This is a genomic window from Kitasatospora sp. NPDC085464 (assembly GCF_044541955.1).
Taxonomy (GTDB): Bacteria; Actinomycetota; Actinomycetes; order Streptomycetales; family Streptomycetaceae; genus Kitasatospora.
This window is the reverse complement of sequence record NZ_JBITTM010000026.1, coordinates 21,535-38,002: the sequence shown is the minus strand read 5'-3', so window position 1 is coordinate 38,002 and position 16,468 is coordinate 21,535. Positions and strand designations below refer to the sequence as shown.

Sequence of the window (16,468 nt, the reverse complement as noted above, 5' to 3'; positions counted from 1 at the left end):
TGATCAGGACGGGGCTGATCAGGACGGGGTTGATCAGGACGGCAGGGCGGCCCAGCAGCGGCCGTAGTCGGCGTCCTGGATGCCGGCGTCCCAGGCCGTCTTCAGCATGGCCCGGCCGGTGGCCGGGCCCACGATGCCGTCGACGTCGAGGGGGAACCGGCCGATGTCGACCATCCGCTTCTGGAACTTGCGGATGGCCCAGTCGGTTTCCGGCCCGTACTTGCCGTCCTCGAAGATCGGCTGCCGGTAGCCGCCGAACAGGTTGGAGAAGTGCTGCGCACACTTCACGGCCGCCGGGATGTTCTGGTAGCCGTATCCGACGTACGGCATGCCCGAAGCCGCCTCCGCGGTGCCGGAGGAGGCGAAGAGGGAGAGGCCGGCCATGCCGAGGCCGACGGCGGCGAGGCGGGTTCTGCGGAGCTTCATGCGGTGGGGTCCCCCTGGTGGATGGATGGCGGGGGCGTCCGTGCTTCGACGCGGCGTCCCCCGGTGCGTCCGTGCGAGCTGCGCACCCGTCAGATCGTAGCGGTGGGGATCACGGGGACCCGGCGGCGGGGCGGCGGGCGCTGGGGGGTGGGCGGAGCGGCGGCACAGGGGTCGCCGGCGGGGCGGTACGGGGCGGGTGGAAGGGCGGCAGCGGAGTGGGCGGAAGGGCGGCCGGCGCGGGTTTAGCGTTACTGTTCCTGTGGACAACCCGCAGCTGATAGCCCCCGCAGCACCTTGAGGCACACAGGTATGAGCACGCCCAGCAACACCCCCGGCGCCAAGCGCGCGCCCCGCCCGCACCGCCGTCCGAAGAAGGACCCGGCCCGGATCGTCGCGTTCCGCGCGCTGCGCGCCGTCGACGAGCGCGACGCCTACGCGAACCTGATCCTGCCCTCGCTGCTCCGCGAGGCCGAGCAGAAGGGCATGGACCGGCGCGACGCCGCCCTCGCCACCGAGCTCGTCTACGGCACCCTGCGGCTGCAGGGCACCTACGACGCGATCATCGCCGCCTGCATCGACCGGCCGCTGAGCAAGGTGGACCCGCCGGTGCTGGACGTGCTCTCGCTCGGCGCCCACCAGCTGCTCACCACCCGCATCCCCAGCCACGCGGCCGTCTCGGCGACCGTCGAGCTCGCCCGGGTGGTGCTCGGCGACGGCAAGGCGAAGTTCGTCAACGCCGTGCTGCGCCGGATCAGCGCCCACGACCTGGACGCCTGGATCGAGCAGGTCGCCCCGCCGTACGACCGGGACGCCGAGGACCACCTGGCGGTCGTCCACTCGCACCCGCGCTGGGTGGTCGCCGCGCTCTGGGACTCGCTCGGCCGCTGGCAGCCGGACGCCTCCGGGCGCAGCGCCGTGGAGGAGCTGCTCCGGGCCGACAACGAGCGGCCCGAGGTCACCCTGGTCGCCCGCCCCGGCCGGGCCACCGTCGACGAGCTGGCCGACGCGCTGCCCGAGGCCGCACCGGGGCGCTGGTCGCCGTTCGCGCTGCGGCTCGCCGAAGGCGGCGACCCGGGCTCGGTCGCGGCGGTGAAGGACAACCGGGCGGGCGTGCAGGACGAGGGCAGCCAGCTGGTCGCGCTGGCCCTGGCCGCGGCGCCGCTGGAGGGCCCGGACCGGATCTGGCTGGACGGCTGCGCCGGACCGGGCGGCAAGGCGGCACTGCTCGGCGCGCTGGCCGCCGAGCGCGGGGCGGCGCTGGTCGCCAGCGAGAAGCAGCCGCACCGGGCCCGACTGGTGGCGCGGGCGCTGCAGGGCAACCCCGGTCCGTACACGGTGATCGCGGCGGACGGCACGCGCCCGGCCTGGCAGCCGGACAGCTTCGACCGGGTGCTGGTCGACGTTCCCTGCTCCGGCCTGGGCGCGCTGCGGCGGCGCCCGGAGGCGCGCTGGCGGCGCCGGCCGGCCGACGTGGCGGCCTTCGGGCCGCTCCAGCGGGACCTGCTGCGCTCGGCGATCGAGGCCACCCGGATCGGCGGCGTGGTCGGCTACGCGACCTGCTCGCCGCACCTGGCGGAGACCCGGGCGGTCGTGGACGACGTGCTGCGGTCCGAGGGCGGGCGGGTCGAGTGGATCGACGCGCGCCCGCTGCTGCCCGGCGTCCCCGCGCTCGGGGACGGGCCGGATGTGCAGCTGTGGCCGCACCTGCACGGGACGGACGCGATGTACCTGGCGCTGCTGCGGCGGACGGCCTGATCGGACGGCCTGATCGGACGGCCTGGTCGGTTCGGTCTGGTTGGACGGTCGGGTCGGCTCAGCCTGATCGGGCGGCCTGGTCGGCTCAGCCTGATCGGGCGGCTTCCCCGGGTGGCCCGGTCGGTTCGAGGTGGTCGCTTGCACCTCCCGTAGGGGGAGGAGGCAGGGTGGTGGCCATGAACGGCGACACGACCTACACCATCGGTGAGCTGGCCCGGCGGACGGGGCTGACGGTCAAGACCGTCCGCTTCTACTCGGACCAGGGGATCGTGTCGCCGGCCGACCGCAACCCGGCCGGCCACCGGCGGTACGGCGTCGACGCCGTCGCGCGCCTGGAACTGGTCCGCACCCTGCGGGAGCTCGGGCTCGGACTGCCCGAGATCCGGTCGGTGCTGGAGCGTGAACGTGCCCTGCCCGCCGTCGTGGCGGCGCACGCCGAGGCGCTCGACGTCCGGATCCGGGTGCTGCGACTGCAGCGGGCCGTGCTGGGCGCGGTGGCCAGGCGCGGGTCCACGCCCGAGGAGTTGACGATGGTGCACCGGCTGGCCCGACTGTCGGAGGACGAACGGGAGCGCCTGGTGGGGGAGTTCCTGACCGGAGTGTTCGGTGGGTCGGTGGCCGGTGGATCGGTGGCCGGTGGGTCGGCGGCTGTCGGGTCGGCGGCCGGTGGCCGGTTCGCGGGCGTGGCGCGGTCGTTGACGCCGGAGCTGCCGGCCGATCCGTCGGCCGAACAGGTCGAGGCCTGGGTGGAGTTGGCGCAGCTGGCGGCGGACGACGGGTTCCGGGAGCTGTTGCGCGGACTGCTGGCGGACGAGGCGGCGGAGGCCGGAGAGGGCCGACCGCGTCCCGGACTGGCGGTGGCCGTACGGGAGTTGGCCGGTCCGGCGGTCGCGGCCGGGGTGGTTCCGGAGTCGCCGGAGGCGGCGGTGATCGCGGCGGAGCTGCTGACGCGGTACGCGGCGATGCTGCCGGACGGTGCCGAGGCGGTGCGGGGTCGGTCGGGGGATCGATCGGGGGATCGGCTGCGGGGTCGGCTGGGGGAGAGGCTGGCGGCGATGGCTGATCTGCGGCGGGAGCGCTATCTGCACCTGCTGGCGGTGGTCAACGGGTGGTCGGAGCCGGAGAGTCGGGCGATCGAGCTGGACTGGGCGCGGCGCGCGGTGGCCTGAACCGGTACGGGCGGCGTGGGCGTGGTGGCCACGTCGACGACGGTTGGGGCTGGGGCTGGGGCTACCGCTACGGCTTCGGCTGGGGGTGTGCCGGGCCGGGGAAGCCGGTGAGGAAGGCGTGGGCCTGGGCACGCAGGTCGTCGACCGGCGGGTCGTCGCAGACCACCTCCATGCCGAGCGCGGTCGTCTGCCCCCAGTGGAAGTAGGACTGGAAGGCGAGGTACGGGCGGTGGTCGTCGCTGGGGTCGAGGCCGACGGCGAAGGTCGCGAAGTGGTTCCGCTCGCTCTCCGTCCGGGCGAACTCGGTCCGGGAGAGCTCCCATTCGAACTCATAGGGCTCGGGTTCGGCGGGCAGGTCCAGCAGGGCCTGGGCGAGCCGCCGGACCTCGTCCGAGTGGGCGAACGGGAGTGACTCGGATCCGAAGGGGCCCGCGGCGAACAGCTCCCACTCGCGGCCGTTGTGGCTGACGGTCAGTGCCCAGTGGCCGGCCTGGTCGTGCCACTGGCAGTGGAGGGTCTGATCCGGATTCATGGTGGTCAACCTCCCTGTGGTTCCCGACTGTTCGTAGTCCCTCATCGTGGCACACCGGCCGGTGGGGGGAAGTCGGGTGTGAGCCGTTCTCGGGCCCGTTGCCAGGCTTCCTGAAGGGGCCGGTAGCCGATGACGGTGATGCCGTGCTCGGCGAGGAGCCGAGGGGCCTCGGGGGACACCAGGAACTCGTGATCGGTGCGGCGCACGCGCCAACCGTCGTCGTGCGGGGCACGCGGGTCGGGCCCGGTCAGGCCGGGGTGCAGCGCCCACTCGGTCAGGCCCGGCGGGAGCGCGGCCAGCAGCCGGGCGTAGTGGGCGGGCTTGTCGTCCAGGGGGACGGCGAAGCTGTCGAGGAAGTCGTGGTCGACGACCGGCAGGCCGAGTCGGCGCATCCGGGCCAGGGCGGGTGGCAGCCAGACCCGTACCGCCAGGCCGTACTCGGCACCGAGGGCGAGGGTGAGGTCGAGGATGTCCTCGCGGCCGCCGTCGGCGAGGCAGTGGAAGTCGAGGTGGGTCGGTGCGAGACCGGCCGCCCCCACCGCGTCGATCTGGGCGCGGAACTCGCGCTCGACGTGGTCGAGCCGGGCGCGTTCGAGCAGTCGGGAGCGTCCGGCGGGCGTGGGGGCGAAGAACCCGCCGGTGTCGTCGAGGAGGGACGGTACCCGGTCGCGGGCGGCCGGCGGGCCCCAGCGGAGGTGCGGTGACTCGCAGACCAGGGTGAGGTGGACGCCGAAGGGGACGTCCGGGTGCCGGCGCAGGAGCTGCAGCGCGTGCGGGGCGGCGTGGCAGACGGTCATCAGGCTGCAGGAGGCCGCGATGCCGTTCCGAACGGCGTCGATCACGGCGAGGTTGACGGACTCGTCCCGGCCGAGGTCGTCGCAGTTGAGCAGCAGGAGGCGGGCGTCGGGCGGGTGGTGGAGGAGGGCGTTGGCGCTGGGGGTGGGGGAGGCGGCGGGGCCGGTGGCGGGCATGGGGGGAGTCTGTACCGGCTCCCGGGGTGGGCGCGCGGGGATTTCCGCCGGGGGCGAACGGGGGCGAACGGGGGTGGCGCGGTGGGTCGGTGCGGTGGCCGGTGCGATGGGTCGGTGGGTCAGCCGGTGGTGGGAGCCGGTGCGGTGGGTCGGTGGGGTGGGTCGGTGGGTCAGCTCATGGGTCAGCCGGTGGTGGGAGCCGGGTGCCAGGGGCGGTCGGGGCGGGTCCGGACCGGGGCCGAGGTGAGACGCAGCCCGTACACCTCGCGGTCGGTGGCCTCGTACGGGACCTGGCCGAGGTACTCGTGGCCGGTGAGGTGGCACCAGGCGGGCAGGTCGAGCGGGGCGGCGGGGTCCGTGGTCTGGATGTGGACCACCGCGCCGGCCGGCAGGTGCGCGATGCGGGCACGCAGGCGGAGCAGCAGCTGGACGCAGAGCAGGCCGGTGCCGTCGATGGTGAGGTCGGGGGCGGTGCGGTCGGGCGCGAGCAGGGGGCCGTCGGGGGCGAGGGGCGGGCCGTCGGGGCCGAGCGGCGTGCGGTCGGGGTCGAGCGGGGCGGACGGGGTGGCCGGGGAGGTCATCGGGGGGTCTCCTGGGTGGTGCGCCAGAGGCGGCGGGGCAGTTCGCCCTCCTCGAAGGGGTGGACGTCGGTGAGGTGCCAGCCCACGGCGAGCGCGTCCACCAGCTCGCGGGGGAAGAAGTGGACGGCGAAGCCGCCGTGCTCCCAGATGTCGTCCCCGTGGCCGGTACCCGCGCCGTAGTGGGCTTCGCCGGTGTGGCGGACGGTGCGGGTGCGGGTGCGGGTGCGGGTGGTCAGGTGGTCAGGTGGACCGGGCTCAGCCTAGGACCGGGGTGCGGCGGTGGCCCCCGCGGGTCTCCGGTGGCGCTGCTCAGCCGAGGGGCGTGCCGGGGGCGGTGCCTCCGAGTCGGGTGAGCAGGGCGGACAGCCGGCCGAGGTCCTCGGGGCTCCACTGCCCGGCCGCGAAGTGGTCGGCGGCGACCTGGCGTGCGGTGTGCAGCATCTCGGCGAGCCGCTCGCGACCGGTCGGGGTGAGGGCGGCGTAGGCGACCCGGGCGTCGCGGGCCGCGGCCTCGCGGGTGACCAGGCCGATCCGCTCCAGCGGTGCCAGGCCGCGGGTCACGCCGGAGGCGGTGAGGCCGAGGGCCTCGGCGAGGTCGACCCGGCGCATCCTGCCGCCGGGGGCCTGGGCGAGGTGGAGCAGCATGGTGAAGTCGGACAGGCTCACGCCGTGCAGGCCGCTCAGGCTCGCGTCGAACCGCTTGACCACGGCCGCCTGGGCGCGGACCAGCCGCAGGGCGGTGTCCAGCGGGTCGGGGCTCGGGGGCGTGTCGGTCGGTTCCGTCGTCTCGGGCTTTGTCATTGCCACCTCCTTGACTGCTCAAGTATATCCTTACGGAGAGCCGTCAAGGAGGTGGCCGGGGGAGGGGGGCGGTCAGCCGGCGGCGTTGGCGGCGCGGCGCTGACGCTTGCCGAGCGGTGCCTGGGAGAGGTCCTCGGCCTGGGAACGGAGGTTCTTGAAGCCGTAGCCGCGGGCGGTCAGCCAGCTCTCCGCCGCCTGCTCGGCCCGTTCGGTGGCCGCCAGGATGTCCTCCTCGGCCTCGCCCTCGTCGAGGAAGCGGAAGGTGAAAGCGGACCGCGCGGAGAGGTCGTAGCTGAGGTGGCCCTCGCGGGTGAAGGCCGCGTGCAGCACGTCGTGCTCGGGCGCGGCGGCCAGGAGTTCGGCGCGCTGCCCGTCGATGAGGCCGTCGAAGACGCCGCGCACCATGATGCGGAAGGTTCGGGTAGTCATCCCCCGACCATAGGCAGGAGGGGCTGCCGACCGCCAACGCGATTTCGTCGCGTCGGCGGTCGGCGGTCGGCGGTCGGCGGTTCGTGGCCGTGGTTCGTGGCCCCAGGTGGGGAGGCGGTCAGCTGTTGACGCCCAGTTGGGCCAGCAGCGTCGCGTTGTCCTCGATGTGCCAGTCCTCGACGATCCGGTCGGTGCCGACGTGCTGGATGTCGATCGCGTTGAACTCGACGGACCGGCCCTCACCGCGGACGCCGTTGAAGGTGCCGGTGAAGTGGCCGCGGAAGACCAGCCTGGCGGTGATCTTGTCCCCGGTGACCAGGACGTCGGACAGCTCGCAGGTCAGGTCCGGTACGGCGGCGCGGAAGGTGCGCGAGGCGAGCGCCGGGCCGGTCGGGCCCTGCGGGCGGCCGGGCGGCAGCGTGTTGTCCCTGAACTGCGGACTGATCGCCGCGTCCAGGTACCGCTGCTGCCCGGTGTTCCAGAACGTGTACAACTGCTGGGCCAGGCGCACCTCTTGGGCCGCGCGCCGGGAGCCGATCGAACGGTCCACGGTGAGCGCCTTCGGCTGGACCAGGTCGGGCGAGCGGTCGACCAGGCGCTGCGGCCAGGAGTGCGAGGACTCGTGGCGGTCGGCGGTGGCGTCAGCGGTGGGGCGGCCGGCCCCGTGGACGGGCGTGGCCGCGGCGGTACCGCCCGCCAGGGCGGCCAGGGCGAAGGCGACGGCGGCGGCACGGGCGGCGGTGCCGGTCCGCGGTCGCGGGCGTCGGCGGGCCAGGTCCGAGCGTCGGAGGTCAGACAAGGCGACCGCCCCCGTCGACGTGCAGCACCGTGCCGGTGACGTACGGGTTGTCGATCGCGTACAGCACCGCCTTGATCAGGTCGTCGGGACTGCCCACGCGTCGCGCCGGATTGCGCCCGGCCACGCCGCGCAGGAACGCCTCCTTGTCGGCACCGAGGCCGTCCCAGGAACCGGTGTCGACGATGCCGGGGGAGACCGCGTTGACCCGCACCGGTGCGATCTCCACCGCCAGCGCCTGCACCAGGAAGGCGAGCGCGCCGTTGGTGGTGGCCATCACCGTGCGCTCGGGGGCCGGACGCCAGGCGGCGACACCGGAGAAGAAGGTGAACGAGCCGCCCTCGGCGACCTGCCCCACCAGATGCTTCGCCAGCAGCAGCGGCCCGATCACCTTGGCTGCGAACGCCCGCTGAACATCGGCTGCGTCGAGCTCCCGCAGCGGCCCGTTGGCCGGCATCGCGGCGGTGGACACCAGGTGGTCGAACGAGCCCACCCGGGAGGCGAGTTCGGCGATCGACCGCTCGTCAGCGAGGTCGAGCGAGAACACCTCCGATGGCCCGGACAGCTCTCCGGCCGTCCACTCCAGCTTGCGCGGATCCGGACCCGCCAACACGAGGTCGGCACCGGCCGCCGACGCGGCCTTCGCGAGCGCCCGCCCGGTGCGCGAACCCGCACCCACCACCACGAGACGTCGACCCTTCAGGGAACCGTCATCGGACACGGGAGAACTCCTTCGTCATCGGGGAAGCGGCCGACCGTCCGCTTGCGGCGGCCGCACCACGACCCTCCCCCGACCTGGTGTGATGAGTCCAAGGCTTGTTTTCGATGCAATCGATAACATCTGTTCATGGCAACGCTCCGGCAGCTCGAATACCTGGTCGCAGTGGTCGACACCGGATCCTTCACCCGTGCGGCCGAACAGCTGCACGTCACCCAGCCCGCGCTCTCCCACCAGATGCGGGCCCTGGAGAACGCCGTCGGCGGCCCACTGCTCGAACGCCTGCCCCGCTCGGTACGGCTCACCCCCATGGGGCGGGCGGTGCTGCCGCACGCCCGCGCCGCGCTCGCCGAAGCCGAACGCCTCCGCACGGTGGCCCGGCGCACCGCCGGACTGGAGCAGGGCGAGCTGGAGGTCGCGGCCGTCTACTCGGTCAGCCTCGGCATCCTGCCGCCCGTCCTGCGCGCCTGGCGCCGACTCCACCCCGGCGTGCAGATCCGGCTGCGTGAGTACCCGCACGCCGACCGGCTCCAGGCCGCCATGGCCGCCGGCTGCGCCGACGTCGCCGTCGGCCCCGCCCCGGCCGACTGGGAAGGCCCGATCCGCGAACTCGGCGTCGAGGAGTTCGTGGTCGTCCTGCCCGCCGACGACCCGCTGGCCGACCGCCCCGGCGGCACGATCGCGCCGGCCGAACTCGCCGACCGCGCCTGGGTCCACTACGCCCCCGACAACGGCCTCGCCGACCTGCTCGACCGCGTCGCCGCCCAGGCCGGCTTCCATCCCCGAGCGGCCGTCCGCGCTGAACAGACCTCCGCCGCACCGCTGTTGGCGGCCGCCGGCCTCGGGCCCGCCCTGGTGCCCGCCAACATCGTCCCGCCGCACTTCGACGGCGCCGTGCTCCGCCCGGACCCACCGATCCGCCGCACCCTCACCGCCTACACCCGCACCCGCCCCGACCCGCTCACCGTGGCCTTCGCCGACCTCCTCGCCGCCCAGGCCCGGGTCAATCCGCCTGGCCTGTCGGTGGCCGGGTTGGGGGGTGGTGTGGTGGAGGGGTGATGTGAGGTGGGCTGAGGGGGTGTTGGGGTGGGTGTCCAGGTGGGCCTGTTCGGCCTGGGCGGTGGTTGGGGTGGGGTGTGTGGGGTGTGGCCGTCGGGGTGGGTGTCTCGCGGGTCGGGTCGGGTCGGGTCGGGTCGGGTTGGCTCGGCTCGGTTCGGCGGTGCGGGTGGGTGGTGGTGTCGTGTGGGCGAGGTGGTCTCACCGCCTGCACTCACACCCGCCCGGCCCGGCGGTGGTCGGGGTGGGGTGAGGGCGGCGGCCCGTCCTGTGGTGGGCAGCGGTGTTGCATCGGGGAGAGGTGCGGGTCGTTCGCGGGCTCGGGCTGTCGGACGGGCGGTGAAGTCGGTTCGGTGTGAGCGGATGTGACGATGCGCCAGGTGGGCCTCGGGTGGATCCATGGCAGAGCCTCCTTCTGCGGCGGCCCGGGTGGCTGCCGTTCGGTGACTCCAAGAGTGGTTGCCCCGGCCCCGATCGCGCATGTGCCGATCGGCAGGAATCCTGGGGGAAGTGGCTGGGCCGATCCTGCCGAACGGCACTCCCGCCGGGACTGCTGCTGCGGAACCATGGCCGCATGACCGACATCGAGCCCACCGCGCCGCCCGCCGAGCGGCGCCGCACTCTCCTCGCCGCGATCCACCGCGCCGGCGGCACCTGGACCCGGCAGCGGGCCTGGGAGCTCTACCGGCCCCGGCCGGAGCCGAAGTTCGTCCGCCGGGACCTACAGGCGCTCTGTGCGGCCGGCCTCCTCGTCCGCGTCCGGATCGGTGAGTACCGGGTGCCGCGGTGAACGGGGCGAAGGGGTTCGCTACGCCCGGGCCGGGAGCCGGGTGCAGACGGCTCCGATGGCGAGGGCCGCGGGTTCGGCATCGAGGGTGGCGAGGGTGAAGGCGGTGGTGAGTGCGCTGATGTCGCGGGTCTCGCGGAGGAGGTAGTGGTTGCCGCCGGGGATCTCGTAGCGGGCGAGGTCAGGGACGACCCGGCGGGCGCGCAGCGCGTACTCCAGCGACTGGGTGGCGTTGGCCGCGCTGTTGTCGCCGGTGCCGTGGACGATCAACACCCGTCGGCCGGCCAGCTGGTCGACGGCGTCGCCGCTGGGCAGCCAGGGGGCGATCCCGGCGACGCCGACGACGGAGGGGTGTCCGGCGCACCAGAAGGCGGCGCGGCCGCCGAGGGAGTTGCCGATCAGGACCACCGGCGCGCCGTCGTACCGTCGGGCGAGCTCGTCGAGCGCCCACCGGGTGTCGACGGCGGTGTCGGCGTCGTCGCCGTTCCAGCCGCCGTAGCGGTAGCGCAGCACGTGGACGGCGAGGCCGTGCGGGCGGCCGCGCTCGGTGAGCTCGGTGGCGAGCTCCCGCAGGCCGAGTTCGGCGACCTTCACTGGTCCGCGGCGGCTTCGGATGAACCCGCCGGGCAGCAGCAGGGCGACGCCGTTGACCGGCCCTTCCTCCTGCCGCGGGGTGAGTTCTGGGGTGCGCTCACGGTGCGCTAGGAACACGCGGAATCCTCCCTGGGGTGTACAGGCGGATTCTACGGTTCCGGGGGTGGGGCCCGGTGCGTGAGCAGGGACTCCAGGACCCAGCCGGTGACCCCACTGCGCGCCACCATGACCCTGGCCCAGCGGGCCCCGAGCGGTGAGGTCCAGGTGTCCACCACCTCGACGACGTCACCGGAGCTGGCCAGCCCGACGACGGTGTCTCCGCCGGAATGGCCGAGCCGGACGTTGGCGGCGTTGGCCGAGACCTCCCACCAGCCCGCCCCGACGGCGGGCGGCCGTTCGTCGCCCGGTGTGACCGCGGCCGGCGCGAGCAGGATCGCGAGGGAGAGGACCGCTGCCGTCGCCCGGGCGGTCACGGCCACGGGGGCCTCGGCGGCGCGGTGCGCGCGGACGGCGGTGACGGCGTGACGGGCGGGGGAGTCATGTACAGCAGAACGAGCCGACCCTGCGTGTGCGCACTGTCGGGCGTCGAGGCTCACCCGTTCGAGTGGGCGGAGTCGGGGAGCAGCCGCCCTCCGACCACGGGGAGAATCTTGCTCCGTTATCGGACCGGGGGAGCGCTTCGACCAGGTCGTCCCGGCCTGGGCGACGTGGTGCGGGCCCGCGGGCAGGTCCGCGTGCTGCTCCGAGCAGGGGGCGGAGGGTCGGGCCGCAGGAAGTCGGGCGGGCCGACTTCCTGCTCCGCTGGTGGCGAGGAGGGAGTTCGTAACGATCACCCCATTCGGCGCCTCGCATGTGCAGGTGATGGCCGGGGTTTTCCCTGCTCTTTGTTTTGGATGACCGGGGCCTCTGCGACGATCCGATGATCGTCGTCCTGATGCGGTGGGCGGCGCGTCGCAGGGGAGAGAACGGCATGGCCGTTGGGCCCGAGGACAGCGTTGTCCGGGCGGGGTGGGGTGCCAGGTTCGCCTGGGACAAGGAGATCTGGATGGTGGTCGCCGGCGGGGTGCTGGGCGGCCTGTTCGCGACCATCGGGCTGGCCGCACTGCTCGGGCCGGCGAACGGGTTCGGCGGCGACAGCCTCGGATACCTGGGCATCATCAGCATCCTCGGACTGATGCCGTGCGGCGGGGGACTGGTCTGGGCGCTGATCCACCCCCGGCGCGGCTTCCCGGCGATCGCCGTCGGGATGCTGCTGGGGCTCGGGATCTTCTTCGCCTTCGCCGGTGAAGGCGTGGACGACGCCTGGAAGGCCCCGCTGGACCGGCCGTCCACGACCCGCGCGCTGGGCAGCTGGACGGCCGGGGACCTGGTGGTGCGGGTCCGCCCCGACCAGGTGGTCGCCTACCGCAGTGCCACCGGGGCCGTCGTGTGGCACTGGACGCTGCCGGGGGAGGACTCGGTGTGCGCGATGAGCCGTGGCATCGGGGCCGGCACCGCCGGGCAGGGCTCCGTCGGGCTGATCGGCCACTCGCCGCACGACAAGCCGTGCACCGCGGTGACCGCGCTCGACCTCTCCGACGGCAGGGAGGGCTGGACCACCGCCGTCGACGCGCCGGCACGGGACGGGGACGCGGCGACGCCGGACGTGGTCACCGTCGCCGGCGGGCAGGCCGTCCTGCAGGAGAAGGACGGCTGGCGGGCCGTCCGGCTCGCGGACGGTGCGGCGGTGTGGCGCGGGACGACCGACGCCGGCTGCGCCCCGCTGCACGTCGCCGGCGGGGCGGCGGACGTGGTGACGGTCGCGCAGTGCGGCGCGGCGGCGCCCGTGCTGCGGTCGCTGGCCGCCGAGGACGGGCGGGAGCAGGCGCGCATCGCGCTGCCCGTGGCGGGCGGGCTGAAGAACCTCGCGGTGATGTCGGTCGATCCGCTCGCGGTGTGGGTCGACGCCCAGGGGGAGCGCGGGACGCACGCGGTCCTCAGCTTCGACCGGGCGGGGCGGCCGCGGGCGTCGATCCCGGTGTCCGGGAGCGAGTACGACCTGGACGTGATGCTGGGCGGCCTGCACGCCTTCGACGAGTTCGACGCCCGGCCGCTGTTCGGCGGGGTGGTCGTCGGGGACCTGTTCGTCGTGCCGGGGGAGCGGCCCGGCGACGTCACCATCGGCAGTGGCAGGAACCCGGTCCGCAGCGCGACCGGCCGGCTGGTGGCGTACTCGCTCGCGGACGGCGGGCAGCGGTGGACGGCGGGGTTGGACGACCAGGTCTCGGGCCTGGTGGTGGACGGGACGTCGGTGTGGGCGATGACGCGCAACCGGATCACCCGGGTGGACGCCGCGACCGGACGGCGGAACGCCGAGCTGGACGTGAACGGCACGTCGTCGCTGTACCCGGTGGACCTGTCGGTGTCGGGGCCCAAGCAGTTCACCGTGGTCGCGGAGGACGGGACGCGGGACGAGCCGCCGGTGCGCGGGCTGAAGTGAGGGGCGATCGGACGTCGGCGGCGGCCCCTCACCGGGCACGCCGCCCACGGCGTGGTCGGCGGTGCCGCCCGCGGCGCCCGGCCCGCGGTCAGCGGGAGTCGTTCCGGAAGCCCGGGTAGCCCAGGATGAGGACCTTCTCGGCCGGGTTCCGGACGTAGGGGATCACCTTGCCGGTGTCCTCGAAGCCGAGCCGTCGGTAGAAGGCCAGCGCGCGGCCGTTGCCCTCGTTCACGCCGAGGGTCAGCCACCGGACGTCGACGTGCTCCTGCGCGTGGCGGACGGTCGCGTTCACGAGGTCGGCGGCGGGGCCGCCCGCACCGCGGTGCCCGGGGGCGACGTAGACGGCGTGGACGTGCGCGGTGTCGGGCACGTGCGGGATGGGCTCGACCGCGGCCATCCCGACCCAGTTCCCGTCCTCGTCACGGACGGTGAACGTGGCGCGGTCCCGGGCGGTGGCCTCGGCGGCGGCGTGCTGCTGCCAGTAGCCGTCGGGGCGGGCGGCGGTGTCGGCGTAGGAGAGGCTGAAGGCGTCGGGGGAGTCCCGCAGCGCCTCCAGGGTGATCTCGCGGAGTTCCCGCCATTCCTCGGTGGCCATCCGGCGTACGACGTAGTGCATGCGCCGAGCCTGGCACGGGTGCGGGGCGGGCGGATCACGCGTGAGGATGATCTTCATCGCGGGCCGCTCCGGCTCGGGGCTGCGGGTAACCCCGGTTCCGGGCCGCGGGCCACTCCGGGGTGGGCCTCCCGGGCCGTCCGGCGCCGGGGAGCGCCGCCGCGACCGGCGGATCTGAGCCTTCCAGGCGGTTGTGTCAGGCTGGTGTGGGAGCACCGCGGAGATCGGGAGGCTCGTGATGGCCGAGACCAGCGTGAACGGGGTGGCGCTGCACTACGAGGCCCAAGGTGAGGGCCCCGGCGTCGTCCTGGTGCACGGCTCGTGGAGCGACGGGGACTCCTGGGCGCGGGTGATGCCGGGCCTGGCGGAGTCCGCCACCGTCGTCGCCTACGACCGCCGGGGGCACAGCCGCAGCGAGGACCCGCTCACCCAGGGCTCGGTCCACGAGGACGCGGCCGACCTGGCCGGGCTGATCCAGGGGCTCGGCCTCGCCCCGGCCTTCGTCTACGGCGACTCCTACGGCGCACTGGTCACCCTCCGGCTCGCCTCGGCCCGTCCCGACCTGCTCCGCGGGATCGGCGTGCACGAGCCGCCGGGCACCGGCATCCTGCTCGCCGACCCGGACCTCCGCCCGATCGGCACCGCCTTCGCCGACCGGATCGCCGCCGTCCGGGAGCTGCTGGAGCAGGCCGAGTCCGCTGCGGCCGCCGAACTGTACGTGGACAGCCTCGCCTTCGGGCCGGGCGCGTGGGAGCAGCTGCCCGCGCCGATCCGGCACACCTACATCCGCAACGCGCCCACCTACCTGGACGAGCTGCGCGACCCGGACGCGCTCGACCTCGACCTCACCGGGCTGGCCCGGTACACCGAACCGGCGCTGCTCACCCAGAGCGACGACAGCGCGCCGATGTTCGGCGAGGTGCTGGACCTGGTCGACCTCGCCCTGCCGAAGGCGGAACGGCACCTGTACAACGGCGCCGGCCACGCCCCGCACCTGTCGCAGCCAGAGGAGTGGGTGCGGGTGGTCCTCCCGCGCGTGCTGGTGTGAGGCGGACCGCAGCCGGGCCCGGGAGCTGAGCGCTCCTCGGGTCCGGCGGCCGTGCTCCCCGGACCCTCGACGGTGCTCCTGCGGGCGCCACAGGCCCGGTGGGCGCCACAGCCCCGGCGGGCGCGGCCGATCGGGGTGGGTTCGTCCGCCTTCCGGGTGATGACGATTCGCCCCTGGACGAATCGCGGAGCCGACGCTCGCCACTGAACTCCCTTGGGGCACACGCTACTTCGGTGACCGCGTCCACACGGACGCGGCCGACCGGAAGGACGAACATGACGAGCACGCGTGGCCGCGTCGCCGCCCTGCTGGGAGCCGTCGCGGTGGTCGCCGGCACCACCCTGGCCACTCCCGCCCTCGCGGCGGCCGCCGAACCGGCCGGAGTCGGGGGCGGGATCTCCAGACAGGCGCCCTGTCCGGACGCGCCCGAGTTCACCTGCGGGACCCTCACCGTCCCGCTCGACCACAGCGGTGCCACGCCCGGCAGCCTCGACCTCGCCGTGGCGGTCGCCGGCAACACCGACGCCCCCAAGGGCGACCTGCTGTTCCTCACCGGCGGCCCCGGCCAGCCCGGTGTGCCGCTGATGAAGCGGATCGCGAGCAAGCTGGAACCCGTCCTCAAGGACTACCGCCTGGTCATGTACGACCAGCGCGGCACCGGAGGCGGCGCACTCCAGTGCCCAGGCCTGCAGGAGGACATGGGCTCCTCCGACCTCGCCGCGCCGCGCGAACAGTCGATCGCCGACTGCGCCGCCGCCCTCGGCCCGAACGCCCGCTTCTACGGCACCGCGGACACCGTCGCCGACATCGACCTGCTGCGCCACGCCCTCGACGACCGGCGCCTCACCCTCGACGGCGTCTCCTACGGCACCTTCGTCGCCGAGCGGTACGCGCTCGCCCACCCGACGCACGTGGCCCGCCTGGTGCTCGACTCGGTGGTGCCGCAACAGGGTTACGACCCCCTCGACCTGGCCGCGCTGCCCGCCAGTGCCCGTGTCCTGACGGCCGCCTGCCGGGCCACCGGCTGCACCACCGACCCGGCCGCCGACCTCGCCACGGTCGTCCGGCAGTACGGCAACGGGGCGCAGATCCTGGACGCCCTCACCAGCTACGAGTTCACCGACCCGAACTACGGCGGCGTCCCGGAGGCGCTGCACGAGGCCGCCGCCGGGCAGCCCGCGAAGCTCCAGAACTTCATCGACACCGTCCACCAGGGCGACGCCGCCCCCGCCAACCTGCTCAGCCAGGGACTGCACGCCGCCACCGTGTGCGCCGACGGCCGCTTCCCGTGGGGCACCGCCGACACCCCGGTCGCAGGGCGTGCGGCGGCGCTGGAGCGCACCCGGCAGCGGCTGACCGCCGAGCAGACCTGGCCGTACGACGCCGCGACCGCCACCGGGCTCGGCAGCCTGCTGGTCTGCCTGGACTGGCCGCGCGAGCCGGTGCCGCCGACGCCGTCGGCGCACCGCAAGCTGCCCGACGTGCCGGTGCTGCTGCTCGGCGGCGACCGGGACCTCTCCACACCGAACGAGTGGCTGTACCAGCAGGCCGCGTCGGCCCACGACCCGCAGATCGTGATCGTGCCCGGGGCCGCACACTCGGTGCAGACCCGGGCGGCGAACCCGGTCGGGCGGCAGGCGGTCTACGACTTCCTGCTGAAGCAGGGGTGAGGTAGCGGGGAGACCGGGGGCCCGGGGAGACCGGGGCCGAGGA

The 16,468-nt window shown here is 74.4% G+C and carries 18 protein-coding genes; 7 read left to right on the top strand and 11 right to left on the bottom strand.

Annotated elements, in window-relative coordinates; all coding sequences use genetic code 11:
* Window positions 1–33: 33 nt before the first annotated feature.
* Window positions 34–426 carry a peptidoglycan-binding domain-containing protein gene (locus ACIGG8_RS23080; protein ID WP_350521208.1) on the bottom strand — a complete coding sequence of 131 codons (393 nt, stop codon included), beginning with the start codon at window positions 424–426 and terminating at the stop codon, window positions 34–36.
* Between the two features lie 309 nt (window positions 427–735).
* Here ACIGG8_RS23080 and ACIGG8_RS23075 point away from each other — a divergent pair, with 309 nt between their 5' ends.
* Window positions 736–2,181, top strand: a complete 1,446-nt coding sequence (locus ACIGG8_RS23075; protein ID WP_396550375.1) for an RsmB/NOP family class I SAM-dependent RNA methyltransferase — start codon at window positions 736–738, stop codon at window positions 2,179–2,181.
* A 176-nt stretch (window positions 2,182–2,357) separates the two neighbouring features.
* Window positions 2,358–3,350: a MerR family transcriptional regulator gene (locus tag ACIGG8_RS23070; RefSeq protein ID WP_396550373.1), complete on the top strand. Its 993-nt coding sequence runs from the start codon at window positions 2,358–2,360 to the stop codon at window positions 3,348–3,350.
* A 67-nt stretch (window positions 3,351–3,417) separates the two neighbouring features.
* On the opposite strand, the gene ACIGG8_RS23065 is transcribed toward ACIGG8_RS23070, so the two are convergent.
* The 7 genes from ACIGG8_RS23065 to ACIGG8_RS23035 form a co-directional block, all read right to left on the bottom strand.
* Complete coding sequence (locus ACIGG8_RS23065; RefSeq protein WP_350521205.1) at window positions 3,418–3,882, bottom strand: hypothetical protein; 465 nt, start codon at window positions 3,880–3,882, stop codon at window positions 3,418–3,420.
* A 41-nt stretch (window positions 3,883–3,923) separates the two neighbouring features.
* Window positions 3,924–4,853, bottom strand: coding sequence for a polysaccharide deacetylase family protein (locus tag ACIGG8_RS23060; protein ID WP_396550371.1), 930 nt, complete (start codon window positions 4,851–4,853; stop codon window positions 3,924–3,926).
* A 182-nt stretch (window positions 4,854–5,035) separates the two neighbouring features.
* Entirely contained in the window at window positions 5,036–5,434 is a 399-nt protein-coding gene (locus tag ACIGG8_RS23055) for a sulfurtransferase TusA family protein (RefSeq protein ID WP_396550369.1), read from the bottom strand.
* Between the two features lie 309 nt (window positions 5,435–5,743).
* On the bottom strand, window positions 5,744–6,235 hold the full coding sequence (locus ACIGG8_RS23050) for a MarR family winged helix-turn-helix transcriptional regulator (RefSeq protein ID WP_396550367.1): 492 nt from the start codon (window positions 6,233–6,235) through the stop codon (window positions 5,744–5,746).
* 72 nt (window positions 6,236–6,307) lie between these two features.
* On the bottom strand, window positions 6,308–6,664 hold the full coding sequence (locus ACIGG8_RS23045; RefSeq protein WP_396550365.1) for a DUF6204 family protein: 357 nt from the start codon (window positions 6,662–6,664) through the stop codon (window positions 6,308–6,310).
* A gap of 118 nt (window positions 6,665–6,782) precedes the next feature.
* Entirely contained in the window at window positions 6,783–7,463 is a 681-nt protein-coding gene (locus ACIGG8_RS23040; protein ID WP_396550363.1) for an ester cyclase, read from the bottom strand.
* The gene (locus ACIGG8_RS23035; protein WP_396550362.1) at window positions 7,456–8,181 is read right to left on the bottom strand and encodes an SDR family oxidoreductase; all 726 of its coding nucleotides are present in this window, start codon (window positions 8,179–8,181) and stop codon (window positions 7,456–7,458) included. The genes ACIGG8_RS23040 and ACIGG8_RS23035 overlap by 8 nt, the downstream gene beginning before the upstream one ends.
* 126 nt (window positions 8,182–8,307) lie before the next feature.
* On the opposite strand from ACIGG8_RS23035, the gene ACIGG8_RS23030 reads away from it, so the two are divergent.
* On the top strand, window positions 8,308–9,237 hold the full coding sequence (locus ACIGG8_RS23030; RefSeq protein ID WP_396550360.1) for a LysR family transcriptional regulator: 930 nt from the start codon (window positions 8,308–8,310) through the stop codon (window positions 9,235–9,237).
* Between the two features lie 571 nt (window positions 9,238–9,808).
* Window positions 9,809–10,024, top strand: coding sequence for a hypothetical protein (locus tag ACIGG8_RS23025; protein WP_350521196.1), 216 nt, complete (start codon window positions 9,809–9,811; stop codon window positions 10,022–10,024).
* 18 nt (window positions 10,025–10,042) lie between these two features.
* On the opposite strand, the gene ACIGG8_RS23020 is transcribed toward ACIGG8_RS23025, so the two are convergent.
* On the bottom strand, window positions 10,043–10,732 hold the full coding sequence (locus ACIGG8_RS23020) for an alpha/beta hydrolase (protein WP_396550358.1): 690 nt from the start codon (window positions 10,730–10,732) through the stop codon (window positions 10,043–10,045).
* Window positions 10,733–10,764: 32 nt separating this feature from the next.
* Window positions 10,765–11,094, bottom strand: coding sequence for an SH3 domain-containing protein (locus ACIGG8_RS23015; protein ID WP_396550356.1), 330 nt, complete (start codon window positions 11,092–11,094; stop codon window positions 10,765–10,767).
* Between the two features lie 491 nt (window positions 11,095–11,585).
* Here ACIGG8_RS23015 and ACIGG8_RS23010 point away from each other — a divergent pair, with 491 nt between their 5' ends.
* A complete protein-coding gene (locus tag ACIGG8_RS23010; RefSeq protein ID WP_396550354.1) occupies window positions 11,586–13,094 on the top strand; it encodes a PQQ-binding-like beta-propeller repeat protein in 1,509 nt (502 codons plus the stop codon).
* An 88-nt stretch (window positions 13,095–13,182) separates the two neighbouring features.
* Here the strand turns inward: ACIGG8_RS23010 and ACIGG8_RS23005 are convergent, their stop codons facing one another.
* Window positions 13,183–13,710 carry a GNAT family N-acetyltransferase gene (locus ACIGG8_RS23005; protein WP_396550352.1) on the bottom strand — a complete coding sequence of 176 codons (528 nt, stop codon included), beginning with the start codon at window positions 13,708–13,710 and terminating at the stop codon, window positions 13,183–13,185.
* 235 nt (window positions 13,711–13,945) lie between these two features.
* On the opposite strand from ACIGG8_RS23005, the gene ACIGG8_RS23000 reads away from it, so the two are divergent.
* Window positions 13,946–14,755, top strand: coding sequence for an alpha/beta fold hydrolase (locus tag ACIGG8_RS23000; RefSeq protein ID WP_396550351.1), 810 nt, complete (start codon window positions 13,946–13,948; stop codon window positions 14,753–14,755).
* Window positions 14,756–15,030: 275 nt separating this feature from the next.
* Window positions 15,031–16,425, top strand: coding sequence for an alpha/beta hydrolase (locus tag ACIGG8_RS22995; protein WP_396550349.1), 1,395 nt, complete (start codon window positions 15,031–15,033; stop codon window positions 16,423–16,425).
* Window positions 16,426–16,468: the final 43 nt, after the last annotated feature.